General features: G+C 44.1%; 21 protein-coding genes. 1 reads left to right on the forward strand and 20 read right to left on the reverse strand.

Features of this window, described 5'->3' with window-relative positions:
• Positions 1 to 1,025 (forward strand): DNA recombination protein RmuC (gene rmuC, locus JL57_RS16905; protein WP_034143190.1); only part of this gene is annotated, 1,025 nt, incomplete at its 5' end.
• Between the two features lie 77 nt (positions 1,026 to 1,102).
• Here rmuC and cydC read toward each other — a convergent pair.
• The 20 genes from cydC to JL57_RS17000 form a co-directional block, all read right to left on the reverse strand.
• On the reverse strand, positions 1,103 to 2,830 hold the full coding sequence (cydC, locus tag JL57_RS16910; protein ID WP_034143191.1) for a thiol reductant ABC exporter subunit CydC: 1,728 nt from the start codon (positions 2,828 to 2,830) through the stop codon (positions 1,103 to 1,105).
• Positions 2,827 to 4,560: a thiol reductant ABC exporter subunit CydD gene (cydD, locus tag JL57_RS16915; RefSeq protein ID WP_034143192.1), complete on the reverse strand. Its 1,734-nt coding sequence runs from the start codon at positions 4,558 to 4,560 to the stop codon at positions 2,827 to 2,829. The genes cydC and cydD overlap by 4 nt, the downstream gene beginning before the upstream one ends.
• Before the next feature lie 51 nt (positions 4,561 to 4,611).
• The gene (locus JL57_RS34690) at positions 4,612 to 4,788 is read right to left on the reverse strand and encodes a hypothetical protein (protein ID WP_291300198.1); all 177 of its coding nucleotides are present in this window, start codon (positions 4,786 to 4,788) and stop codon (positions 4,612 to 4,614) included.
• Positions 4,789 to 4,905: 117 nt separating this feature from the next.
• Entirely contained in the window at positions 4,906 to 5,910 is a 1,005-nt protein-coding gene (gene cydB, locus JL57_RS16920) for a cytochrome d ubiquinol oxidase subunit II (RefSeq protein ID WP_034143193.1), read from the reverse strand.
• Complete coding sequence (locus JL57_RS16925; RefSeq protein WP_034143194.1) at positions 5,901 to 7,289, reverse strand: cytochrome ubiquinol oxidase subunit I; 1,389 nt, start codon at positions 7,287 to 7,289, stop codon at positions 5,901 to 5,903. The genes cydB and JL57_RS16925 overlap by 10 nt, the downstream gene beginning before the upstream one ends.
• 681 nt (positions 7,290 to 7,970) lie before the next feature.
• On the reverse strand, positions 7,971 to 8,834 hold the full coding sequence (locus JL57_RS16930; protein ID WP_034143195.1) for a uroporphyrinogen decarboxylase family protein: 864 nt from the start codon (positions 8,832 to 8,834) through the stop codon (positions 7,971 to 7,973).
• Positions 8,835 to 8,998: 164 nt separating this feature from the next.
• A complete protein-coding gene (locus JL57_RS16935) occupies positions 8,999 to 9,832 on the reverse strand; it encodes a putative manganese transporter (protein WP_034143196.1) in 834 nt (277 codons plus the stop codon).
• On the reverse strand, positions 9,817 to 10,761 hold the full coding sequence (locus JL57_RS16940) for a GTP-binding protein (RefSeq protein WP_034143197.1): 945 nt from the start codon (positions 10,759 to 10,761) through the stop codon (positions 9,817 to 9,819). The genes JL57_RS16935 and JL57_RS16940 overlap by 16 nt, the downstream gene beginning before the upstream one ends.
• Positions 10,762 to 10,880: 119 nt before the next feature.
• Positions 10,881 to 12,605 carry an ASKHA domain-containing protein gene (locus JL57_RS16945; protein ID WP_034143198.1) on the reverse strand — a complete coding sequence of 575 codons (1,725 nt, stop codon included), beginning with the start codon at positions 12,603 to 12,605 and terminating at the stop codon, positions 10,881 to 10,883.
• Between the two features lies 1 nt (position 12,606).
• A complete protein-coding gene (locus JL57_RS16950; protein ID WP_291300199.1) occupies positions 12,607 to 13,617 on the reverse strand; it encodes a uroporphyrinogen decarboxylase family protein in 1,011 nt (336 codons plus the stop codon).
• A gap of 2 nt (positions 13,618 to 13,619) precedes the next feature.
• A complete protein-coding gene (locus tag JL57_RS16955) occupies positions 13,620 to 14,675 on the reverse strand; it encodes a uroporphyrinogen decarboxylase family protein (RefSeq protein ID WP_034143200.1) in 1,056 nt (351 codons plus the stop codon).
• A 5-nt stretch (positions 14,676 to 14,680) separates the two neighbouring features.
• Positions 14,681 to 15,328, reverse strand: a complete 648-nt coding sequence (locus JL57_RS16960) for a corrinoid protein (protein WP_034143201.1) — start codon at positions 15,326 to 15,328, stop codon at positions 14,681 to 14,683.
• Positions 15,329 to 15,497: 169 nt separating this feature from the next.
• Positions 15,498 to 16,565: a uroporphyrinogen decarboxylase family protein gene (locus JL57_RS16965; protein WP_034143202.1), complete on the reverse strand. Its 1,068-nt coding sequence runs from the start codon at positions 16,563 to 16,565 to the stop codon at positions 15,498 to 15,500.
• 113 nt (positions 16,566 to 16,678) lie between these two features.
• Positions 16,679 to 18,748, reverse strand: a complete 2,070-nt coding sequence (locus tag JL57_RS16970; RefSeq protein WP_034143203.1) for a molybdopterin-dependent oxidoreductase — start codon at positions 18,746 to 18,748, stop codon at positions 16,679 to 16,681.
• A gap of 122 nt (positions 18,749 to 18,870) precedes the next feature.
• A complete protein-coding gene (locus JL57_RS16975) occupies positions 18,871 to 19,917 on the reverse strand; it encodes an ABC transporter substrate-binding protein (RefSeq protein WP_034143204.1) in 1,047 nt (348 codons plus the stop codon).
• A gap of 110 nt (positions 19,918 to 20,027) precedes the next feature.
• Positions 20,028 to 20,807, reverse strand: coding sequence for an ABC transporter permease (locus JL57_RS16980; RefSeq protein ID WP_291300200.1), 780 nt, complete (start codon positions 20,805 to 20,807; stop codon positions 20,028 to 20,030).
• A 1-nt stretch (position 20,808) separates the two neighbouring features.
• Positions 20,809 to 21,642, reverse strand: coding sequence for an ABC transporter ATP-binding protein (locus JL57_RS16985; protein ID WP_291300201.1), 834 nt, complete (start codon positions 21,640 to 21,642; stop codon positions 20,809 to 20,811).
• Between the two features lie 486 nt (positions 21,643 to 22,128).
• Positions 22,129 to 22,803, reverse strand: coding sequence for a cupin domain-containing protein (locus tag JL57_RS16990; protein WP_034143205.1), 675 nt, complete (start codon positions 22,801 to 22,803; stop codon positions 22,129 to 22,131).
• 310 nt (positions 22,804 to 23,113) lie between these two features.
• Complete coding sequence (locus JL57_RS16995) at positions 23,114 to 23,662, reverse strand: BMC domain-containing protein (RefSeq protein ID WP_034143206.1); 549 nt, start codon at positions 23,660 to 23,662, stop codon at positions 23,114 to 23,116.
• Positions 23,659 to 25,032 (reverse strand): 4Fe-4S dicluster domain-containing protein, encoded by a 1,374-nt coding sequence (locus tag JL57_RS17000; RefSeq protein ID WP_291300202.1) that lies wholly within the window; start codon positions 25,030 to 25,032, stop codon positions 23,659 to 23,661. Before JL57_RS17000 ends, JL57_RS16995 begins: the two co-directional genes overlap by 4 nt.
• Positions 25,033 to 25,122 lie beyond the last annotated feature (90 nt).

Raw genomic sequence — 25,122 nt, forward strand, 5'->3', positions numbered from 1 at the left:
TAGATATTTTCGCAACTCAGTTAGGATCTTTAACCAAAACGAATGAACAAAAATTAGAACACCTGCGCAAAACGGTTGAAGAACGCCTGCTACTCCTTCAACAGGATAACAGTCAGAAATTAGACCAAATGCGCTCCACTGTGGACGAAAAGCTCAGTGCTACACTTGAACAACGCCTTGGAGAATCTTTTAAACTGGTCAGTGATCGCTTGGAGGCTGTGCACAAAGGGCTTGGAGAAATGCAAACCCTAGCATCTGGAGTCGGCGACTTAAAAAAAGTACTAACCAATGTAAAAACGCGGGGTATGTGGGGGGAAATTCAACTAGGCAACTTATTGGACCAAATTCTCACACCCGAACAGTACTCCTCGAATGTCATCACTAAAATTGGCAGCAACGATCGTGTCGAGTTTGCTATCAAACTTCCCGCTAGGGACGGACAGGACAATATAATTTGGCTTCCCATCGATGCCAAATTTCCAATGGAGGATTATGAACGCTTAGTCGAAGCACAAGACCAAGCTAATCTGCCACGGATCGAAGAACTGGGTAAAGCCTTAGAACAACGAATCAAACTAGAGGGGAAAACCATCCGTGATAAGTATCTTGATCCCCCTAACACGACTGATTTTGGTATCTTATTCTTACCTGTCGAAGGATTATATGCTGAAGTGCTGCGCCGTCCTGGTCTTTGTGAAATTCTCCAACGGGAGTATAAAATTGTGATTACCGGGCCAACTACATTGGCGGCACTTTTAAATAGTCTCCAAATGGGCTTTAGAACCTTGGCAATAGAAAAGCGCTCCAGTGAAGTTTGGAACTTACTGAGCGCCGTTAAAACAGAATTTGGCAAGTTTGTAGAAGTACTGGAGAAAACGCAGAAAAAACTCCAAGAAGCAAGTAACACCATCGATACTGCAACTAGAAAGTCACGGACGATTGTACGAAAGCTAAAAAATGTTCAAACACTTCCTGGTAATGAAGCAGACTTAATCTTGGAACAAGGAATGGAGAGCGAAAACTAATACAATCAAAAATCGATTGAAGAATTGCTTGATCGGGTCTACACACTATCTATAAGATTGCTAGGAACATATAGAACCTAATTAAAGATCGTTGCCGTCTCCCACATCTTAAGATAGATCCCATTGTGTCGGAGTAGCTCTTCATGCTTTCCCCGTTCAACGATCTGCCCCTTGTCGAGTACGAGAATCTCATCCATTTTCTCTAATCCGGGAAGGTGATGCGTTATCACTAATGTGGTGCGTCCCTCCATGAGTTGATAGATTTCATTCATGACTTCTCGTTCGGTCAAAGGATCAAGTCCAGCCATGGCTTCATCGAGTATTAAGATAGGGGCGTTTTTTAACAACACTCGAGCAATGGCCAAACGCTGTCTCTGTCCCCCTGATAATTTAAATCCCCCTTCCCCAACAAGACTGTTATACCCTTGGGGCGTTGACAGGATAAAATCATGCAGCTTAGCCTGCTGAGCTGCTCCAATTAGTTCTGCATCCGTAGCCTCGGGTTTCGCCAAGAGGAGATTTTCTCGAAACGTTGCATTAAAAATATGGGTTCGCTGGGTCACGACTCCCAAGAAACCTCGAGCACCCTCCTGAGGGTACTCCCGTATAGAATACCCACCCAAGTCAATTCTCCCCTCGTCGTATTCCCAAAAACGAAGAAGCAGGTTCACGATACTAGTTTTGCCAGCGCCACTCTGTCCAACAATCGCTACCTTACCTTGTTGGGGAATCCGAAACGTCAGACGATTTAAAACCCATGGTTCGTCTTGGTCATACCTAAAGCTTACGTCTTGGAAGGAAATATCCAATTCCTTCGGTTGGGGAGAATCTGTGCCATCCTCTGGTATGGCTGGTTCAGTCTCGATCAACTCCAGCAAGCGATCCGCAGCGGTACGGTTTTGTTCCAGATGATGAGGGACAAGGGCCAAAGGATATAGGGCTTCAAAACTGCTGAAGGTCCCCAGAGCTAACATCCCTAAGTTCACTCCGTTCAACTTACCTTTTTCCACGAGTATTATCCCGAGAACAAGGACGAGCCACAGACCTAGATTGGCGATCATCCCCGTTAGGGCAGAAGAAAGTGCAGTAAGCCAGGCAATTCGGCGCTGTTGATCCATCAATTGCTTCTCTGTTCGCTGTATTTTAGCCAAATGCGCTTGGTCTTGACCATAGGCCACTAATTCCGTAATTCCCAAAAGGCTATCGGCAACTTGTGTATTCAGCTCTGCTTTTAGATCGACTAACTGATGCCCTACTCCTTGACTCAGACCTTTTATTGCCCACGGTATCCCAAGCCCCGCTACCAGAAAACAGGCGGCAAGTATGAAAGAAAACCGTACATCATAACGGGCTACAAAAAGTCCATACCCCAAAAGAACTAGTAGCGCAACAAAGGTTGGTGCAAAAACTCGCAAAAAAAGGTTTTGCTGGATTTCTACGTCCGCAACAATCCGACTGAGCAAGTCTCCGCTCCGAAAGTTTAACAACCGAGCCGGGGCGAGAGGTTCTAAGCTTTGATAAAACTTCACGCGAATTTGGCTTAAGACCCGAAACGTCACGTCATGGGAGACATAGCGTTCTAAGTAACGAAAGACTGCCCGGGAGAGTCCAAAAAATCGAACTCCGACGATAGTTACCATTAAATCTAAGATCGGGGGATGAAGGGCAGCTCGGGCTAGAAGATAGGCAGACGTCGCCATCAGGCCTATATGACTCGTGATCGTAAGCGTACTTAAAAGCAAAGCCAGCAGAATTCTCCGCCAGTAAGGTAACATCAAGGCAATTAACCAAGTCATACTTTTCATATGGATTTCCCTCGATATTCTGAGACCAGTCGGCAATAGAGCCCTTGCTCTCTGATTAATTCCTCGTGATTACCCTGTTCTACAATCTGCCCTTCCTCTAACACCAGAATTCGATCCGCTTGACGAACAGTACTTAGCCTATGGGCAATGATTAAAGCGGTCTTTCCCTGCATCAGTCTCTTCAAGGCTTGCTGAACTGCGTACTCACTGTCGGGGTCCAAAGAAGAGGTTGCTTCATCTAAAATGAGTAAAGGAGCATCTTTCAGTATAGCTCGAGAGATGGCAATTCTTTGGGTCTGTCCGCCACTTAAGCGAGTTCCTCCTTCTCCAAGACGCGTCTCATAACCGTCAGGAAGATCTAAAATGAACTCATGGGCTGACCCCTCATGAGCAGCACTCCTAACTTCTTCAATTGTTGCTGTGGGCCTGCCGAAGAGAATATTCTCCGCGATGCTCCCGGCAAACAGATAGGGGGTCTGGGAAACGTAGGCAATTTGTTCTCGCCAATTTTTAAGCGAAGTGGTCTTGAGTAATTGTCCGTTCACAAAAACATCCCCCGTGGAAGGCTCTATAAAGCGAAGCAAAATCTGAGCAATCGACGTTTTTCCTGCACCACTAGGACCGACCAGAGCAACCTTTTCACCAGGAAATATAGATAGGTTGATACCTTTTAAGGCTGGTGCATCTCCTGCTTCTGCTTGGTAGGTTAAGCTAACATTTTGAAGGGATATGTGAAAATCAGAGGATAACGTTTGATCACGGTGCTCCTCTCCACTCATCAACGGAAGATCCAGAATCTCAAAGATCCGACCCGCCGCATTCATCCCAGACAACCCCGCGTGAAAATTTATGCCGAGTGTTCTTAATGGAGTGTAAAATTCGGGTGCCAAAAGCAAGAGAAATAGCCCCGTAGAAAAAGAGAGAGTACCATAGACTAGCCTTAAGCCAATGGTTACGGCAACGATGGCTGTGCTAATCGTGGCTAAGAACTCTAACATTAGTGCTGACAAAAAGGCAATCCTCAATACACTTAGTGTGGTTTTACGAAACGAATCACTGACTCTCTCAATCACTCGTGTTTGGTCTTTAGCCCTGCCAAAGACTTTGAGAGTCGCCATCCCCTGTAAAACATCTAAAAAATGGGCGCTCATCCAACTTAGACTTTGCCACTGTTGAAGCGATTTTTGCTCAGCCAGCTTTCCGATCAGAATCATAAAAACGGGAATCAGCGGTCCTGTAATGAGAAGTATTATGCCAGATTTCCAATCTAAGGGATACACAAATCCTAAAATAAGCAGGGGTATTGCTGCAGCCAGAAGTAACTGAGGAAGGTACTTGGAAAAGTACTCCTCGAGAGATTCGATCCCATCCACCACCGTTGTGATTAACTCTCCAGTCCTTTCCCCCCGAGCATACGCAGGTCCTAAAGAGACAATATGGCTCATTAAACGTTTACGCAGACTTGTCTTGATGCGCAAAGCAGCTTCATGAGCGCTAATTTCACTGACCCATTGAAAAACTGCTCGCAGCACGATGATCCCGAGCATGATCAATAGAAACGTCCAGACTGAGCTAAAGGTAGCCCCTTCTATGAATACCCCAGCAACGACCCGCGATAAAAACCAAGCTTGAGCGACAGCCAGCAAAGCAATCCCCATGCCCAGCCCAACCGTTAGCATCAGATACCCCCAAACGGGTCTCCCCTCTCGAACTAATCTCTTATCGAACATTGATTCATCTCCTAGCATCACACGCAAGTTGGGGACGGTTCCTAACTTGCACTAACTTGCATTTTTGTCCGCAAGTTGACGACGGTTCTCGACTTGCATATCTTGCATATCTTGCATAACTTGACTTGCTCTCAAGTTATGCAAGATATGCACAGTGGGACGTTTCTTAACTTTCATGTCGTCGTCGACTGTGCACATAGACGCAATTCTTATCTTAGACACTGTCAATCTAAAAAACTTCCTCTGGCTAGATCTGGAGGGGATCGGGTACCAAATTTCTATTATCGAAAACCAAAAAAATTTAGGGCAAGACGTATCTTGCCCCTTATTCTAAAGGAAACTAACTTAATAGTGAAGGTTTTTTTCCGTAACACGTTTACGGAAAACCCAATAAGTCCACCCTTGGTACAGAAGAACGATCGGTACCATAGTTAAAGCGATTATCGTCATGATTTTCAAAGTGTACGGGCTTGATGAAGCATTATAGATGGTTAGACTCCACTCTGGGTTGAGACTAGAAACCATCACTCGTGGGAAGAGTCCCCAAAATAAGGAAACAGTAAACAAAAGAATTGTCAAACCATTCGAAATAAAAGCCCAGCCTGGCTTATTAGAACGAATCAAAACATAGGCAACGACAAGGGTTACCCCTGCTGCTAGCAAAGTAATACCAGCTCCCAGATTTGCAAACAGATCTGTTTGCAAATAGGTTAATACCGCAAACAGGAGAACAACCGGGATGGCAACTAAGGCAATCTTCTTGGCAGTCTTCGACGCCCGCTCAGCCATCTCACCGATAGTCTTTAAGTTGAGATACAAGGCACCGTGCAGCATGAAGACCAGCAGTGTGGTTAGACCGCCAACGATAGCATAAGGATTGAGTAAGGTAAAGAAGGTTCCTACATATTGCATTTTGGCATCAATCGGAACTCCCTTAACCACGTTCGTCATGGCCACACCCCAAAGAAGAGCAGACAGGAAACTACCTGTGAAAATCATCCAATCCCATGTCCTGCGCCATCGAGGACCGCTGTCACTGCTGCGAAATTCAAAGGCAACACCACGGATAATTAAAGCGAACAACACCAGAAACAAAGCGAGATAGAAACCACTAAACAAAGTCGCGTACCAATTAGGAAAAGCCGCAAACATTGCCCCACCTGCTGTAATCATCCAGACCTCATTCCCGTCCCAGACCGGTCCGATGGTATTGATGATCACGCGACGTTCTGAATCATTTTTCCCTAGGAAAGGAAGCAGAATCCCTACTCCAAAATCAAATCCTTCTAGAAAAAAGAAGCCAACAAACAAGACGGTTATGAGTATGAACCAGAGGATGTTTAAGTCCACAACGACGCCCCCTTTATTCCACTTTTCAGCGAATCTTCCGTGCTAACCTCTTCCGGACCCTGCTTAATATACTTAAGCAAGAGGTAAACGTCCGCTACCGCCAAAACTGCATAAATCAGAGTGAAACCGATAAAGGTGATCAGTATGGAAAGTGCCGAAACTGAGGTGGATAGACCTGCCTCAACTTTTTGTAATCCATAAACGATCCAAGGCATACGTCCAACTTCAGTCATATACCAACCCACGGTATTCGCAATATAGGGTATGGGAATCGTCCAGAGTACAATTTTCAAGAACCAAGTCTTTTGCTCTAAGCGCTTCGATTTATAGAAGTAAAGTCCGAGGAGCGGGATCAACAATAACCACATTCCAGCCAACAGCATAATCCGGAAACTCCAGAACAATGAAGTTACCTGTGGAACATAGTTGCCTGGCCCATATTGCTGGACTGCAGCAGCCTGAAGCTCATGAATTCCTTTTACTTCCCCAGTAAAACTATTGTATGAAAGGAAGCTTAACAAGCCCGGAATTTTAAGCTCAGAGGTGTTTTTCTGTCCTTTTTCATCGATGGAGGCGAATAATAATAACCCAGCCGGATTTTCCGTCTCCCAATGAGCCTCAGCGGCAGCCATTTTCATGGGTTGCACTTGCACAAGATGTATAGCCTGTAAATGCCCTACTCCTGCGACTCCGAAGGCACTGATTAACCCGAAAATTACAGCCATATAAAACGAACGCCGAAAAACGTCCAGATGGTTCTTTTTCAACAAATGGTAAGCGCTAATTCCCATGACAAAAAATGCCCCGGTTACAAATCCGCTCAACACGGTATGCGGAAACTGATAAAAAACATGTGGATTAGTAATTAAGGCTATGAAATCGGTCATTTCCGCCCGGCCGTTACGTAAAATATACCCGACCGGTTCTTGCATAAAGGAGTTGGCAATCAAAATCCAGAGTGCGGACACATTGGCGGCAATTGCCACAAGCCAAATAGTAAGGGCATGCACCTTTTTAGGCAATTTATCCCAGCCAAAAACCCACAAACCTAAGAATGTCGATTCTATAAAGAAAGCTACTAAGGCCTCAACGGCCAAAGGTGCTCCAAAGATATCCCCGACAAACCGGGAATACTCGGACCAGTTCATTCCAAATAAAAATTCTTGAACTAACCCAGTCACAACACCCATGGCAAAGTTAATAAGAAATAACTTTCCCCAAAACTTAGTCATCTTTTTGTACGTTTCATTTCCAGTCCGCACATACCAAGTCTCCATCATCGCAACCAAAACCGATAACCCCAGGGTCAATGGCACGAATAAGAAATGATAAGACGAGACCACCGCGAATTGTAATCTGGACAAGATGAGTTCAGTCATCATTCCACCCCCATTATTTAGTATAATGTCTTAACGTATTTTTCATTATTTAAATGCATAACACCTATCCATTTTTATCAATACTCATCATCCCCTCTCCTCTCACTTTGTTTGCATCTTACTTAGTAAATTCATCTTAATATATGTATCAGATTTCCTTAATATTATTTATTATTATACTAATTATTAAATAAGTAGTCAACTAAATAATTAATTTTTTAATTGAGTGTTTATGTCAAAATTTATGTTTTTTGCACAAAAAAAGTGTAAAATACCTATAAGCAGGAGTACCTTACACTTTTTTGTCTAATAAATATCTTACCTTTACCTCTTACCTCTTACTTCTGCCATGAGGCATGAGGTAAGAGGTAAGAGGTAAGCTATTGTTTTTTCGATCCTCAAGGTTTGTACGATAGTTCTTATTTAGCATCTCTTCTCATTCTTAAAGAACCAGATTAGTATTTATGAGAAATAAAGAACGTTAAGCAAAGAGTAATCCAGGTTAAGTACCATGTCCAATGTATGTATTTAATAATATCGGTGTATTTTTCACATAGTTGAGCTTCGCAAATTTTCCTTTTTGGTATATAAAAAAACTCTTCATTTGTATGAAGAGTTTTTTACAGACCTTGACTTTAGACTTTTCATGTTCACATAAACAACTATTATTACGTACTTGCCTTATTTTAATTCAATTCCCCAAAGAACCGGTTGACTCATCTTATTTAAACTTCCTTTAATACATCTATGCCCTATCACAATCGGCCCAGTGGTCTTGTTAAGCAGCCCTAACAGTGCCTGACCATACGTCAAAGCATCGTCAGTTTCTATAGGATAAGATCTAAGCATCTCCAGTTTTTCTAGTGCCGTTGAAGTCTTACCGCAGAGATGAAGAAGCACCTTTTCACCAGTTTCCTTAATTCCTTTAATAATTCTCCAACTTGAAGGGCCGCTATACTCCCGATAGACCTTAGGTCCAATAATGCCCATAGCTCCAACCGGGTCTCCATAAGAAATAATCGAGGCACCCCTTTTGATACCCTCAAGGCTATAGCGGATGATACCTTCTTCAACGACAGTCAGGATTTCCTGGATTCGAAGAGGATCCCGACGAAGGCCTTTATAAAAATCCAGGGGGTCAATTAGGGCAGATAAGATTGTAAAGGGACCCTCGACACTTAAAGCCACTTTCTCCCCAGCTTCAACCAAAATTCCCACTGCATCCAGGACTTCTCTAATGCGACCCCTAGTCAAATCTAAACCTTGGAGATTGGACATTTCTTCTATAGACGTAAAAAGGTAACTTTCCACCCTAGGCCCAGCTAAGGCGTTGCCCAGCTTGATATGCGCCCCGTAAGCTTCTGCTTCGACCGTTACGCAGAAAGGTACCCGAGCTATGACATCCCCGTGATGTTTCCTCAGTTCCGTGGCAAGGAGTGCCATGCTATTTTTACTACAATGGCCTCCTGGCAGGGTAATGCCCGTTTTTTTAACCACCTCTTCCGGAATCTGTTCCAAATCGTCTCCCGTACATTTAAAGTCCATCCAACATTCCCCCTATATCAGAAGTCAGTCGTCAGAAGCCGGAGGCCAGAAATCGAAGTTCGAGTTCTATTACTCACAATTTCCGCTTCGTGGATGGCTCTAGCTCCTTGACTGAGTTCAACTAGCTTTCAAATAGAGTTTAAATTCTTCTGAAAGTAACGTCATTATCTAATAGTAAAATAAAACATCTCCCCTACTAAGATACTGATGGCTTGTAGGAGCAGGATTATCAAGAGGGTTTTCTTTAAGGGAAGTTCCCTAAAGAGCACTAGGATACCGAATCCCGTATTAGCCAGTAACCCGGAGATCAGGGATCCAAAACCCAAGACCCCTTTGATATAACCCTCGGCTATGAGCACAGACGAAAAACAGCTAGGAATCATGCCGATCAAAGAAGCACATACCGGTTGGAGAAAGGTATCTCGCCCCAGAAGTTCAAGGATTCCCTCTTCACCGAACCGTTCCGCCAAGGTCCCGATTATCAAAACAGTAACATACAAATAGAGCGTAAGTTTTAAGGTATGAACCAGACTATTGACCAGCATATTTTTGTGTTTACCACATTTGGGACAATTGCAATCTATGCCACACCCTTTGAGGCGGTTGCGCTTCTCCTTGATCACTAGGTTTATTATGAAGCCTGCTCCAATCGCAACCAAGAGCTTGATCCCTATAATCCCGAAGATTAGCAGGAGCTTATCAGGATGGGCACTGATGATGATCAGGGCTTCATCAGATCCAGCTAGGAAAACGGCTATGAGCATACCCAAGGAGATGTAACCATTCCCGTAGAGCTTGGCAAAAGCCACTGATATACCACATTGGGGGATTATTCCCAATAAAGCTCCACCTGGGACATCCAACTTGGCTACACGGCTGAAAAAGGGCGTTCCTTTATTAAGCTTTCTAGTGATCCAGTCCGATAAGAGGATGATCAGAAACAAAACTGGGACTACCTTGATTACATCTAGGAAGCTGTCGATCAGAATTTCAACCAATTAAACAACCCCCCACCTTTGACCTTAAATAAGTCCTTAATTTCTTTTTCCCTAAGGTTTTTTCCAATTAGACACAACTTACCACTGGTTTTAAAGTTACTCGCCGATACAATAAACTGGCCATTAGTGTAACTAAAATCCAAGAAACCCTGATAACTTTTGAGAAAACCCTTGCCCCGTATAACCTGACCATATTTAGACTGACTGAGAAGGGTAAGGATGTGCTCAAGTTCCTCAGGGCTAAAAGACTGGGAAGTCTGGAGAGCCAAGGTCTCAAATTCATTTTCACTGCAAGGTTTGTACTGTGTATGAAGGATATCACTAAGATCCAAGTCCACTTGCGCATCAAGGAGGCTTTCAAATTCCGCTGGATCCAATTCATCCCAAGGTTTGCTGATGATCTCCCCATCTTCATTAAAGTCTCTCAAGGAAGTAATAACCTTGCCTATAGTTTCGCTGTCAACCAGCTGGCTTTTACTTAAGGTCAAGACCGAGGCATTCGTGATCTGGTCCTCGAAAAACTCTCCAAAGACTTCGCATTGTTGTAGGTAATTAATACTGTCTACAACAGTGACAAGGGAGTTAATCTGAAGAAGGGAACCGAATTCCGGTTTGCGCAGAATATCGATAATTTCACTGAGGATACTGATTCCGGTAGGTTCAATGATAATCCTCTGCGGGTTGAAATCTTTAATAATTCTTGTCAGCATTTGCTCGAAATCCTTCTGCATAATACAGCAAATACAACCACTTGAAATTTCAAATACTTCAAAGCCTTCCCTTTCCAACAGTTCCCCATCAATGCCAATGTCCCCAAATTCGTTTTCGATCAGAACAACCTTTTCCTTTTGGTGAACTTGGAGAAGGTTCTTGACCAGAGTGGTCTTACCCGAACCCAGGAATCCCGAAACAACATCTACCTTAATCATTGAAACACCCCCGATATAGACCCGAAATTGTACTTCTGACTGTATATAGAAAACTTGGCTGGTGCCAAGGCAGCCGCCCTAGTTGCACTGATATGAACGAAATTGTAATTATGACTGTATTAAAAGCCTAATGCTTTTACAAAGTAGTCCTGAAAGCGAGGATTTGTGGAAAGCTCCAGAACCTCTATCTTGTTCTTCAATTCATTAATCTCGGTCATTACTCCCTGATTGATAAGAGCCAAACGGGCGCCTTCCGCTGAGGAATTTCCGACAAAGGTGATCTTACCCATAAACCCTTTAGGCAAGAGGCCGATTTGCAGAAGACTATCAGGATTAATATGATACCCGAAGGCTCCAGCAATGACTGCTTCCTCTATGGCTTCGAGAGGAATGCCAACTTCTTCGAGGAGTAGGGTTACCCCTGCAGCAATAGCACCTTTGGCCAGCTGAATCTGACGAATATCTCTCTGGGAGATATAAATTTCCTCAGTCAGATAAAACTTCTTTTCTCTTACCCTAGCTTTTAGCCCGAGGTCAAGATTTGGGTTAAAGCGCCCGCTGGCCAGGATGATTTCGTGTTTGACCATGGCCGCTGTTATATCTATAAGTCCACTGCCACAGATTCCCTTGGGAGGAGTTGCGCCTCCTATCGTTGTAAAATGAAGCTCAAGCTCATCATCTATAAAAAAAGTGTCTATAGCTCCTTCTTCGGCACGACTACCACAGGAAATGTTCATTCCTTCCAAGGCCGGGCCGGCAGCAGTAGAGGTAGCAATAAGCCTACCTCCCAGATTAGCCACGATTTCACCGTTTGTTCCGATATCTAAAAAGACTGCCGAATGATCTTTTTTATTAAACGCTGTGGCCACTAGACCGGCAAGGATATCCGCTCCGACATACCCCGATGCTGAAGGCAATAGGGTTACCCTTCCTTCCGGGCAAATAAGTATACCGACCTCCCTAGCTTTCAGTTCAACCAGTTCAAGGAAAACCGATCGGTAAGGGGATTTGGCTATCGACCCAGGATAAACACCAAGTACAAAGTGCAGCATGGTCGTGTTTCCTGCTATAACTACCTGATAAACACGTTCCACTCCTTCGGCTGTACCGATCAGATCTGACACCAGACTATTTAGTTTTCCTATGATAACCTCCTGAAGCTGAAGCATGCCTTGGGGATTTTCTAGACAGTAGCTAATTCTTGACAAGACGTCTCCCCCAAATTGCGTCTGAGGGTTTAGGCAGGATCTCTTGTAGAGAATTGCCCCAGTAGCCAGGTCTAGGAGATAAGCGGAAATTCCGGTGGTCCCAATGTCAAAAGCAATTCCCAAGATTTTACCAGGCTTGGATCCCAGGTCAACAAGGCGGTCGTCAATTAAAACACCATAGACTTGTTGATTTCCGGCCTGTTCTAGTTTACCGGCCTTTCGGTAAATGTCCACAGAGCTAGGGTTATAAGGTAATCTTTCCAGGTAAGCCTGAGCTGTCCTTTCAGGAGGTGGTAACAAAACTTGCTTTACCGAACAATCTACCTCAACTTCAATCGCAACGCCTTGATTAATGGTCTTAAGCTGGTTAACGTTAGAGTAAAGCTCGATCCATACATCCCTCTTTACCCTAGCCAAACAGGCCAAACGGATGTCTGGGGCATTGATGAACACGCTCTCCAAATCCTCTGCGGGGTATAAGTCGCCCCAAGCCTTGACCCGGCATTTGCCGCAAAGACCTAACCCATTGCAGGGAGTCTCTAAGTCTAGACCTGCTGCCCTAATACATTCAGAAAGCCGATCTCCCTCGGCAACTTCTATGGAAATATCCTCCTTGGTGAATTGCACCTTAACCATGTTAATGATACGAACCTTCTTTCACGTAATCTGTCATGGCTTTGAGATTGCCTATCGGAGTAGCCATACTTAGACCGCAAGCAGGAGCAACGATATCCACCTCTGAATGAAGGGCATTACGGGTGATGGACACAATCTTCTCTCTTACTCCAGTGTGCAAAAGTTGGGTATTAACATTACCCATAAGCCCTGTCTTCAGTCCTTTACGAGCAGTTTTCATATTGACAATTGAGTCAAAACTAACAGCATTAACCTCTACTTGATTGAGGGAATCGATGATATTGCTAGCATTACCGCAGATGTGAAGGATGACAGGAACCCCTTCTTTATGAAGAGCCTTGATGATTGTCTGATAGAACGGAACCGCAAACTTTTGAAAATTGCGTGGTCCCAGAATTTCTCCTGTGGCCGTGGGATCCGATATAGAGATAACATCAGCACCAGCCCTAACCATCTCTAAAGCATATCTGACAAGATAGTCATTAGTAAAAGCCAGGAAACGAGCAGCCCGCTCAGGTTCCCACCTCAACATTTTAAACATTTCGAGAGGTTCGACAACCGAAGTGGCTGTACTGATATGACCGGAGACATTACCAATCACTGGGACCCCATTATTGCTGCTGCTGAGTTCCCTGACCGCCTCTAAAACAACTCCCATCCTGCCAGTGGAAACGTCAACTCGGTAGTTGTTTTCAATGATGGCTTCTAGTGACTGATCATTGTACTGAGTGACTCTAGGTTCGACAAGATTATCTCCTAGGTTAACAATGGCACCTAGGGCTTCAACTTCAGCAGTTAAGCAAAACGGTACACCATAATTTTCAAAGCCTATCAGCTCATTAATTTTCCGTGCAGCACTCACCATAGCTCTGGCGTTAGTGTGATGGCCGCCTCCTACTTGATCGGATAACTCCGTAACGCAGGCACTCATCATTCCTCCAGGGCAAATAACGGGAGGTCGGTCAACCCGATCTCCTTTCAATACGCTTAATAAGCGTTCTTTTTCGTTCAAGATTATTCACCTTCTTTATAATCATATAAACCGTGGCTCCTAGCCACATCGAGCATTGCCTGGATATGCTCGAAAGGTACTTTATTACCCGTTTCGCACCCTGTTGAGAGAACAAAAGCTGGAGTATAATTTTTCATTATGTCAAGTGCCTCAACGCAGACTTTATGAATTTCTTCCACTGGACCGAAAAGGAGTTCGTTGGCAGGATCAATATTGCCTAGTATGAGTGCTCTGCCAGCTACCTTTTCCCGAGCAATCGCCAAATCACATTTGTCGAGACTGATCACATCTGCCCCAGTGTCGGTCATCTTGTCCACAATCTTGTGAGTCTTACCACAAATATGCAGGGGAATAAGGGCTTTGAGCTCATGGGCTAAGTCCACAAGTTCTTTAATGTAGGGATAGGCGATTTTGTCAAACATCTTGGGGCTGAAAAGACTACCTGAAGCAATGGGCTCCAGAATAATAGGCATAGCTCCATAACTGGAAATTTCTCGAATTAGGTTTTTGCAGCTGTCTGTAGCCATTCTCAAAAGGGTATGACAAAGTTCTGGATCTGCGTAGGTATCGCGGGCAAAAGCTTCAACACCCCGCAGGGTGGCAGCTGTGGAAACAGGTCCAGAAAAGCAAACGGAAATGAAAACCTGATCCCCCACTTCTTTATTCAGGATTTCCAGTGCTTCGTAGTAAACAGGGAATTGGCCGTCATTCTTTTCTGCAACTTTGATTTTGCTTAAGTCTTCCTTAGAGTTAATAATGGAAACTTCACAGTTAGCTGGTTCATTCTCAGAATAGTCTAGTTCGGCACCCATAGCTTCCGCCACATAGGAACAGTTCGTGAAGAGATAAATTAAATCATAGCCAAATCTCTTAAATCCCGCAATATGTGCTTCGGCCATGACCTTGCCGTCAAGTTGAAATTCCTTTACGGTTTTGCCAATCAGCTGAGCAGTATTGGTCGTTACAATGGGCATACAGATAACTCTGTCTAGAGGTTTTCCAGTTAAAAGGGCCATCATTCTTTCTTTAGGGGTTAAAATATCTTCCCTGATTAACATATTAGTTAGGCCCTCCCCATGAGTTCTTTGGCTTTTCTCACGGCTGAACTGGCATCGTTAGCGTAAAGATCGGCTCCAATCTTATCACAGAACGTTTGGGAAATAGGACCTCCACCAATCAGAACTTTGTATTTATCTCGAATATTTCGTTCTTTTAAGCGGTCAATAACCGTTTTCATGCCATCCATAGTAGTGGTCATCAAAGTAGACATGCAAATCATATCGCTTTCTACTTCTTCAGCCTTTTCAATAAAACGGTCAAGTGGTACATCTCGGCCCAGATCGTATACTTCAAAACCTGCAGCTCCTGACAAAATGCGAACAAGGTTTTTCCCTATATCATGAGTGTCCCCTTCTACTACTCCGATCACCATTTTGATGGGTTTTTCCATTGAGCTTTTATCCAAATGGGGATTAACCACATCGAGTCCAGCATTAAACGCATCAGAACACATCAAGATTTCGGGAAGGAAATATTCCTCTTCCTCATAAAGTCTACTGACCTCGTTCATACCTGGGACTAACCCCTCCGTAATAGTTGTATAGGCTGGTATATTCTGTTTCAGAGCTTCCTGTGCCAGCTCTGCGACCTTTTCAGATTCAAATTCTACGAGTGCGTGTGAGATTTCTCGAAATAGTGTTTCTTTATCCATGATGTCCCCTCCATTACTTGCTATAACCATTTATTTATATATTAACATAAGGAGAACTGTGTCGTATATAAGAATATATTGTAACATGGTGATATTTTATGCTGATTATTGAGTTAGGCTTGTGTCTTTATGCAAAACAATCACTTAAAACTCTCTTAATATATTAAAACTAACTATTGTACCGACCATAAAGGGTAACTGCTTTAAGCATTGCAAAAACATTGACCGGCGGAGTCAGAGGGGGTAATGCACAAGCAGGCATTAAAATAAAGCCGCCGGGATGATTTTTCATCGTTTCAAGGATGTCCCTGCTTACCTCTAAAACTTCTTCGGGAGTACCGAGCTGAAGCAGAGTGGTTGGGATATTGCCGCCGATAATTATTTCCTCCCCGAAGGTACGGGCTACATGCTGAATGTCCATCTCATGTCCGATGGTAATGGTAGATCTTGGTTCCGGGCGGATTTCTTGAGTCCATAGGCTCAAGTTCTTGGTATGATCACCGCAGAGATGAAAGACCCATTTTTTTATACCTCTGGCTCTTAACTTGTATTGAATCTCCTTGACATAAGGGAGACTAAACTTCTCAAAGACTTTAGGGGAGACCAACGCATGACACTCTAGCGGATAGGTGGAAAAGACTGAACAGTTTTCTGGCCCAAACTCTGTTATGTATTGGTCAGCAATTTGCATAAGGTAATCTGTGGCTAAACGCAAAACCTGATGTACCAACGCAGGTTCTTTATGAAACCAACGTAGTAAGAGATCAAGTCCAACAATCGTGCCAGCAATCCCCATGGGGGAACCACCAGGAATTGAAACAGAATAACCCTTGGCACGAGCTAGTCTGGCAAACTGGTGCATTCTGCTAAAAGCAGGAGCGGTTTCCAGATTGGGGACTCGCAGGTTTTCGACATCCATGGGTTTTTCTACGGAATGTTTAGTTAGTGACGGTAAGCAAATTCGGGGAGAGGTTCGAAATTGGAGTTCTCCCCCGAAATCCCACCCACTCCAGTCTGGGATTCCATAGGATGGAGCTGAGTCATACTGGTAGAGTTCCTTTGCCCATAATTGGGCTTGCCAAGCTTTTTCCGGTTCTAGATAATACTCCCTAGCTGACATATTACTTATGGATGCCGCATGAAGGCTCACACCGGGATTAACCGGAACCCTATCCAAGCCTTGCTTATTGGCTAAAGCCTTCATCCGCTCTGCCGATGTCAAATTATCCTTACCCATTTTTCACCTCGTTTATAGCCATCATGCCTCTTCCGAGGCATTCTAGTTATTTATTTACAATACCTAGCAAGCTTTTTAGTGAATCTTTAGTCGATTGACATTGTAACTGCATTCTAAACAGAACGTTTACAATCGGCTTTCTTGTAAAGACGTGCCAATAGGGATCTATAAGCAGGAAAACCGGTCACCGGGTCCAATGTTTGATCATCTGTTAATAAATTAACATTAGACTCGCTCCATCCATGTGGAATAGAGATCACTCTGGAATCAATTGTTTCAGTAATCTTTGCTTTAAGAACAATTTCTTTTCTCCGCCAAGACTCTACCACTACTTCCTCTCCATCTTCTATCCCATACATCTTGGCTAGTTCGGGGTGAATCTCCACGAGCGGTTCGGGCGACATTTTGCGAAGCGAGGGGATATTTCGATAACGGGAATGATAATATCCGACGTTTCTAGCTCCTGTTAAAACCAATGGGTATTTTCTAGCTAGCTTTGGCATGGAGAGAGGACTGGAGTGTGGTTCCCTGTAAACAGGCAGGGGTTCATAGCCCTGTTCTTCCAGATCTTTGCAATAAATCTCTACTTTTCCTGAAGGAGTTTTAAATCCAGTTGTTTCGTATTTCTTAACTCTTTGCTGTCCATATTCATACCCTTCAGGGTACTGCTTTAAGCTTTCCACACTTAAACCGAGCGGTTCTAACCTAAAGTTTAGTGCCTCTTCTTCACTTGCCCATGGGAAACTTTCCTTAAAGCCCATTTTTTGAGCCAACTGATTCCAGAAGCTCCAATCTGTAAGACAATCTTTCTCTTCCAGGACTTGAGGAGACAAACCAAGCTTCTGTACGCCATAAATACTGGCGCCATTCCATAACTCTATACGCGCCAGGAACGTTGACGCAGGAAGCACCAAATCAGCCAACTTAGCAGTTTCTGTCATGAAATGATCCATGACTACTAGAAACTCCAGTTTAGTTAGGGCTTCCCTAACCTTATCTGTATTGGGCCAAGTCAGCATTGGATTACTACCGGCGACAATCATTCCCTTGATCGGATAAGGCTTTTCTGTAAGGATAGCCTCAGCATACAAATTAGCTTGAGCACGCTTAGTGTGGTCATGAAAAAGTGGATATTCCTTTTGTCCGATGGCCAGTTCGTCTGACTCCAGCGTGTTCTCCGGGGCTAAAGATGCAAGTTTGGCAAGTGGCACAAACAAAGCGCCCCCGGGGACATCTAAGTTTCCGGTGATGGCCTGCAAAATGGCTATGGCACGCAAGGCCTGAAAACCATTAGTCTGAAGTTCGAGAGCGAGCCCAGATGTAACACAAGCTGAAGAAGATAGCGCAATGAGACGAGCTGCCTCGATTACCTTAGCTTCAGGAACCCAAGTGATTTGTTCCACTTTAGATGGAGAATAGTGTTTAACTAATTCGGTTAGTTCTGGAAAACCAATCGTCCATTGATTCACAAAATCCTGATCGTAAAGATTTTCTTGTATAATAACATTTATGATTCCTAGGGCTAATGCTCCGTCAGTTCCTGGCCTTAATTGCAGATGAAAGTCAGCCCTCCTCGCTAATTTAGTGACTCTTGGATCTACAACAAGGAGCTTTGCACCATAGACCGTTGCCTTATTGATATCTTCCATTAAGGTCGGGCAGGACACTGAAGGATCAGAGCCCCACAAAACAATGCAAGCGCTATTCGCGTAATCAGGAATTGGTAAAGCGCCATAGGTGATACTATTGGCCATTGCTTTCGCAACATGGCAATGACTTCCCGAAGATGAACAGTTTGGGGTGCCAAAGACCCTGCAAAATCGTTCTAAATATGGAGTGAATTCTTTCCTTACTCCCGTCTGTCCTACATGAACGGCCACTGCCTTCGCACCAAATCTGGCTTTAATATCACTTAGCTTATGAGAGATTAAATCCAGAGCATCATCCCAAGAAATTTCTTGCCATCGGCCATCTCCAGTTTTCCTAACTGGGGTCTTAAGACGATCGGGTGCCTGGACTATTTCAGCAATAGCCTTACCCTTTGGACAAAGATGTCCCTGTGAAAGAGAATCCTTCCGTGCGCTAATTCCCACAATAGTACCCTGTTCCATGGTTATTTCTAACCCACACATTCCGTTGCACATTGCACATACTGTTTGAAATGTTTGTTGGTCGTAATCCATAAGAATACCTCCTCTAGAACATCATCAAATGAAACCCTCTTTAATTCCTGCATGAGAACCTAAGATCCCATGCACTCAGAAAAAGCTAAATAATGGTCAAAAATTTGGTCCCTTAACACAATTTATTTTTCATCTAGCTTAGCATGGGCATTTTTTAAGAAGGATTCATCTACTACGCTTTCCATTGATAATGGCTTGGCAATTAGTCCAGCATCGATAGAAAGTCTGACCGCTGCATCATGCCCCTCTTGCGTGAAATAACCATCAGAGGATAAGGTCTTTTTTGTATCTTCAATAATATCTGCAATGATATCCTTATCCATGTTTTGGAATTTCGGTGCTACAACCTTCGCTATCTCCTCCGTAGAATGATTGTTAACCCAATTCATCGCTTTCACTATACCATCCGTAAACTTTTGTACATTTTCCGGATTTTTCGTGATGTAATCTTCAGTCACTTGGATAACAAATAGGGGATAATTATCTGCTTCCAGAACTTTCTGATGTTGTTCCGAATCTGCCAGGTCTACGAGCACCTTATAGCCACGTTTTTGCAAGTCAAGTTTTATATTGCTGCCACCAAAAGTTGCAGAGATTTGGCCATTTCCCAGGGCACCTATCTCCCCACCGGAAGGCAGAGAAATGAATTGGACATCTTTGTTAGGATCCAGTCCACCATGCCTCACTATTGCTCTAACAAAACCACGTGGCGAAGAACCATCCATCCCGCCAGATATTGTTTTTCCTTTAAGATCAGCAATAGTTTCAATATCCTTTGAAACTATGAACGCCCAAGGATGTTTTGCGGAAGTGGCAACAATCATCTTGGTATCTTTACCCTTCTCATTGGTCTTCATTACTTGTTCATACCCAGTTAAAGCAAATTGTGAGTCCCCAGCAAGTAGGGAAGTGATGACCAATGGCCCACCAGCAAAATTGACAAAACTAACATCAAGTCCATTTTCTTTAAAATAGCCTAAATAACTTGCAATATAGACCGGCAGCCATGATTCGCCCGATCCTCCTGGTTGAGCTATAACCACTTTTTGTAGTTCTGATGGGTCTACTGTTTTCGAAACCGTCTCCGTATTCAATTTTCCGCAACCGATAGTTATCGTGGTTACAAGTAGTAAAACTAACAAAAGAATAGCCATTGCGCTTCTTTTCACTTTACTTCACCCTTTACTCAAATTTGATGTTTAATTATCTAAAAAATTTAAGATCATCTGAAAGAACTCTGCTGGGCATTATTAAATATTTATCGTTTCCTAGTTTCTATCTATTCGGTTGAGACTCGCCATTTCAGGAGACGGTTATCTAGCAAGGTAACGCAGTAATTCAAAATAGCCATTAAAGCCGATAAAATTACTATCGTGGATAACACTCGAGTTGTGTTATACATCCCACTAGCGTTACTAACCATCCAACCTAAACCAGAGTTGGCCGCGATATATTCACCTACAATTGCTCCTAACAAAGCAGCACCAAGGCTCGTTCTTAAACCGTTTAACAGCCAAGGCACACATGAAGGAATAATGATTTTACGCAAAATCTGACCCTGAGTTGCTCCCATAAGCTTAACTGTGTTGATCAAGTTCGGACTCACGTTTTTAAACCCACTATAGGCACTAAAAAAAGTCAAAAAAAATACAGAGATTAAGGCAATAAATACTTTAGACTTGATCCCCATGCCAAACCATAAAATGAACAAAGGACCCAAAGTCAGCTTAGGTATACCGTAAAGAGCCATAATAATTGGATCCAGAACCTTGGCTACTGGCTCGAATTTCCCTAGTACGAACCCTACTGTAACCCCTGCGATGGTTCCTATGACAAGACCCAACAAAGCTTCTTCCATGGTGATGGCGATGTGTGGGAATACTTCACCAGTAGCGAATAAGGTAATTAAATCATTGAATATCTCTGAAGGCTGACTTATGTAGAAAGCATCAAAGGCTTTATATCTGACTCCCAATTCCCAGATAGATAATAAAACGGTCGTGATCAAAATGCGCCAACTATAAATGGTTACCTTATTCTTAACAGAAGCGGACAACAACTTATTCTCCTCCTTTCGCCATGATTACTTCGGTCCGTAAATCATTCCAGATTAATTTCTGAAGTTCGACGAATTGGGGATCAAAACGAGTTTCCAGGGCTGACCTGGGTCTCTCCAGTGGAATATTATACTCAGATTTGATAGTTGAAGGGCGCGAAGTCATTAACACTACTCGATCCGCTAAAGTGATCGCCTCGGTCAAATCATGAGTCACAAACACGATGGTTTTTTTTGTCTCTTGCCATAGTTTTAGAATATCATCCTGAAGCATTTCTTTAGTAAGGACGTCTAAAGCACCAAAAGGTTCGTCCATAAACAATATTTCTGGATCTAGGGCTAAAATTCTGATGATAGCCACCCTTTTTCTCATTCCGCCAGACAACTCAGAAGGGTAACTATCTTCAAACCCTTTCAGTCCGGTCCTAGCGATTAGTTCTCTAGCCACAGAATTGCGTTCTGCTTTTGGCACTCCTTTTATCTCTAAGCCTATAGCTACATTATCAAGCACGGTACGCCACGGTAAAAGGGAGTCGGCCTGGGACATATAGCCGATACGGGAAGATATACCGTTAATGGTTATTCCATCTAATAGAACCTCTCCTTTGCTGGGCTTAATCAATCCTGCCAATATATTCAACAGGGTACTTTTACCACAACCACTAGGGCCAACGATGGCTACAAACTCCTGGTCTGCAATTTGCAAGTTAACATTTTTTATGGCTGCCGTTGTCTTACCGTTGGTTGCAGTGAAAACTTGGTTAAGGTCTCGAACCCAGAGCTTAGAGTCTTTTTCCACGAGGTTAGCCAGGGGCTTTAACATAAGAATATTTGACATCGTTTATCTCCTTTCACTCCAACTAGTCAATCTCTGCCCATTTTTTAGCCTATGTTTCCAAACTCCCCATGCTCCCAACTTATAGTAATTAGCTATCACCTCCAAGCTCGATTATTCACCTACAGCATGGCAGTCTAATATTTTTATCTTAATATATTATATATCACATATTTATTATGTGTCTATATAATGAATATGTGATATATAATAAAATTTTGAGATTCCACCAATATCCCTAGGACCATCTGTTGAAAATGTATCTTTATAAATAACCCCCGTTTTAGATGCTCGGGTTCGACGATCTGCAGGCACGAGAAGTTCCTCAAACCCTTGTGGTACAAGGGCTTGAGGAACTTGCGGATAACTTACCTTGTGTCTATATGCAATCCCATTATTCTTTCACAATCAAGTGCCCGTTGTTGCCCAACATAAAAAACTCTTCCTTTTCAGGAAGAGTTCAGATAGCCCTAGCTTAATTTAATATCTCTAATCGCAAAAATCTGCCCAGTTAGCAGGGTAGGTAGCATAGAATACTTTACAAAACGTCGGAGAGGAAAAAACCACTTGGCTTCCCTTAGGAATATAGACCACATCTCCTGGTTTAGCGCGAAAGACTTGCCCCTCAACTTCTAAGACAAACTCTCCCTCTATGACATAATCGACTTCATCATAATTTAAAAACCAAGGCAATCTGGAGTGATCAAAGGTCATAAAACCCGAGGCAAGGTTGCCCACCCGTGAATCGATCACATCGACGAGTCCCACCTTTTGCCCTGGAGGAGCTTCCAGAAAAGGCTGGATGACTACGGTTTCCCCTTTGACATGAGTGGCTTTGGGGTTCTCACAGGCTGGTTTGAGCACCTCACCCAGAATCTTCTGCACCGCTTTTTTAAGGTCTTCACTCTGGCTTCCTGCATCTGTTGAGTTTCCAGAGGAAACGCTGACTTCTTTGACACTAGACTTTTGATTCGCCAGTGGTTCGGTCGATTGACTAACAACACTGCGACTGACAATTTCCTGTCTCCCTTTGCTAATCGTGATCCCTAATTCTTTAGCGAGATCTTTGGCGGAGGGAGTTAGAACACTATCTTCTTCTAAAACTACATTTTTATCTAACTTAGCCAAATCTCGTAATACGGCCGCCGAAATAAATCGTCCCATAGCACACCTCCTTATCGAGGCTCGAGGTTCGATGCTCGATGCTCGATTTTTAAGTTTCCGTTACTAGTTATCTCTGGCTCAAACTTGGGCTTCGCGCCTCGTTTTAGTCTCCTTTAGTACTTCGTATTAAATAGATGCGTAGTTCAGGTGGCGTTTCGAGCCTCGAAACTCGCTTCCATTCCCTCGCACTTCGTGCCTCGTGTCATCCAGTTCGTAATCCTTGTTTCGAACCCCTTGCTTCGTGTCTCGTACTTCGCATCCAGTTCGTGATCCTCGTTCGAACTTCGAACTTCGAACCTCGAACTTCGATTTATGCCAGGCTTTCGATGAGTTGCTTTGCGGGTCGTGGGATGACAACTTGACGAATGAGGAGGCCCTTTTCACTGGCTATGGCGCTTCCTTCTTCGACCGCTGCTTTCACGGAGGCGACTTCTCCTGTGAGTACGGTATAGCTTTTGCCCCCGATTCCAAAGGCCAGATGGATCAGCATTGGCTCCACATCTCCTGCTTTTACCGCAGCATCGGCTGCTTCGATTAAGGATGCCACGCTGTACGTCTCGATAATCCCTAGGGCTTTAATGTCGTATAGCCTGTTGGCGTTGCCGATGGCTGGTAAGATGGAGGGATGAACATTAGGGATGACAAAAGAATCCACTACGGTCTCCGCACCTAAGTCGATGCCAGCGTTCACAGATTGCTGGACTCCCGAGACATCTCCACTCACCATGACGATATACTTTCCAGGGCAGATGGTTTTCGCTACCAAAATGGTCACGTCAGCTGTTTTGACCATGATATCGGCGCATTCGATACCTTGTGCTATGCTTGTTAATTCGACCAGCCCTATGGCATGGATCATTTGGCTGCACCACCTTTCCGTATCGTTATGGTTTGAGGGGTCATCTGGATTACGGTTCCGTCGATACTGGCGTGGACCTTTGCTCCTAGTGCTCCTGTTGGGATTTCTCCGACCAGTTGTCCAACCTGAACGATGTCTCCAACTTTGATGATGGGTACTGCAGGTGCGCCAATATGCTGTTGGAGCTTGAGCGTAACTTCCTCTGGTTGATACACGTCTAAAGATAAAGGAGCTTCCTTATACCAGGGCCTTAGTCTCAAGCGATCCATTAAACGTGACGATGGGATTAAGCGATGTTTAGCCATCGGGTCAACCTTCCCAAGTTCCCCTTGATATTTGATGCCTTTGGCTCGAAGCTCTGCTTTCAAGGCTATATTCACTCTCAGGGGTGAGATTCCCACCGGACAAGCATAGGCTTCACATACGCCACACTCTGAGCAGGTTAGGGCGCTGGTTACTAGTAACGGGTCTCCCATGTTTTTATAATTGACCGCTCGAATCAGTCGATGTGGAGAGAGTTCGTGACCGATGATATGCCTTGGGCAAAGCTCGGTGCAGAAACTGCACTGTTCGCAGACGGTTTTGGCGATTCTTAGGACCGTTTCAACGGTCATGCTTTTCCGCTTAATCAGTGGATGGTCCTTAGGAAGGCCGATCAATCCTCCGGTGGTTTTGGTCACGGGGGTCGAGAGGTCAGTGATCAAAGTCCCCATCATGGGTCCTCCGCTGAGATACGTGAGGTCCTGGTCGATGCCGCCGGCTAGTTCGAGAACGTCGCGCAGGGAGGTTCCGATCGGGACGGTGACGGTCTTCGGTACTTTGACGGCCCCTGTGACGGTGAGAGTCCGTGTGGTGACGGGGGTTCCAGCGACGGCTTTTGCTACATTGATCAGGGTCTGGACGTTATTGACGACAACTCCGATGTTTAAGGGTATTCCACCCGGAGGGACTCGCCTTCCCGTAGTCAACCAGATGGTGATAACTTCGTCTCCAGCAGGATAGATATCCGGCATGATGGCGATCTCTAGGTTATTCGTGTTCGTAATATAGGGCTCTAAGGCTGCTATCGCGTCCTTATATTTGGCTTTTAAGGCGATGATTCCTTTTTGGGCACCGGTCGCCTTCATGGCTAGGGTTAAGCCTTTAACAAGAAGCTCTGGATGGCGTGCTGCCAATTGTTGGTCGGTTTTCAGTAAGGGCTCACATTCTGCGGCATTGACGATAACGAGCTCGGCCTTTGCTGAGAGTTTGACATGGGTCGGAAATCCTGCACCGCCTGCGCCGACTACCCCAGCATTCTGTACGTCCTTGCTTATTTGGTCGGCACTAATTTGGTCTGGGTTAATCCCATTAATATATACGTCATCCATATTCACGTTGTTCTTAGAAATATCGTACTTTTTTACGTCGTTCATTTATCTTTCACCTACTTAAGCTCACGCTTCAAAGGTTTCTTTATC

The organism is Desulfosporosinus sp. BICA1-9 (genome assembly GCF_000802135.1).

Bases quoted from the DNA above. Each gene is read 5' to 3' on its own strand.
- cydC (WP_034143191.1), bottom strand. From the start codon at position 2,830: ATGAAAAGTATGACTTGGTTAATTGCCTTGATGTTACCTTACTGGCGG.
- cydD (WP_034143192.1), bottom strand. From the start codon at position 4,560: ATGTTCGATAAGAGATTAGTTCGAGAGGGGAGACCCGTTTGGGGGTAT.
- JL57_RS16925 (WP_034143194.1), bottom strand. From the start codon at position 7,289: ATGACTGAACTCATCTTGTCCAGATTACAATTCGCGGTGGTCTCGTCT.
- JL57_RS16930 (WP_034143195.1), bottom strand. From the start codon at position 8,834: ATGGACTTTAAATGTACGGGAGACGATTTGGAACAGATTCCGGAAGAG.
- JL57_RS16940 (WP_034143197.1), bottom strand. From the start codon at position 10,761: ATGATTAAGGTAGATGTTGTTTCGGGATTCCTGGGTTCGGGTAAGACC.
- JL57_RS16945 (WP_034143198.1), bottom strand. From the start codon at position 12,605: ATGGTTAAGGTGCAATTCACCAAGGAGGATATTTCCATAGAAGTTGCC.
- JL57_RS16955 (WP_034143200.1), bottom strand. From the start codon at position 14,675: ATGTTAATCAGGGAAGATATTTTAACCCCTAAAGAAAGAATGATGGCC.
- JL57_RS16960 (WP_034143201.1), bottom strand. From the start codon at position 15,328: ATGGATAAAGAAACACTATTTCGAGAAATCTCACACGCACTCGTAGAA.
- JL57_RS16965 (WP_034143202.1), bottom strand. From the start codon at position 16,565: ATGGGTAAGGATAATTTGACATCGGCAGAGCGGATGAAGGCTTTAGCC.
- JL57_RS16970 (WP_034143203.1), bottom strand. From the start codon at position 18,748: ATGGATTACGACCAACAAACATTTCAAACAGTATGTGCAATGTGCAAC.
- JL57_RS16985 (WP_291300201.1), bottom strand. From the start codon at position 21,642: ATGTCAAATATTCTTATGTTAAAGCCCCTGGCTAACCTCGTGGAAAAA.
- JL57_RS16990 (WP_034143205.1), bottom strand. From the start codon at position 22,803: ATGGGACGATTTATTTCGGCGGCCGTATTACGAGATTTGGCTAAGTTA.
- JL57_RS16995 (WP_034143206.1), bottom strand. From the start codon at position 23,662: ATGATCCATGCCATAGGGCTGGTCGAATTAACAAGCATAGCACAAGGT.
- JL57_RS17000 (WP_291300202.1), bottom strand. From the start codon at position 25,032: ATGGATGACGTATATATTAATGGGATTAACCCAGACCAAATTAGTGCC.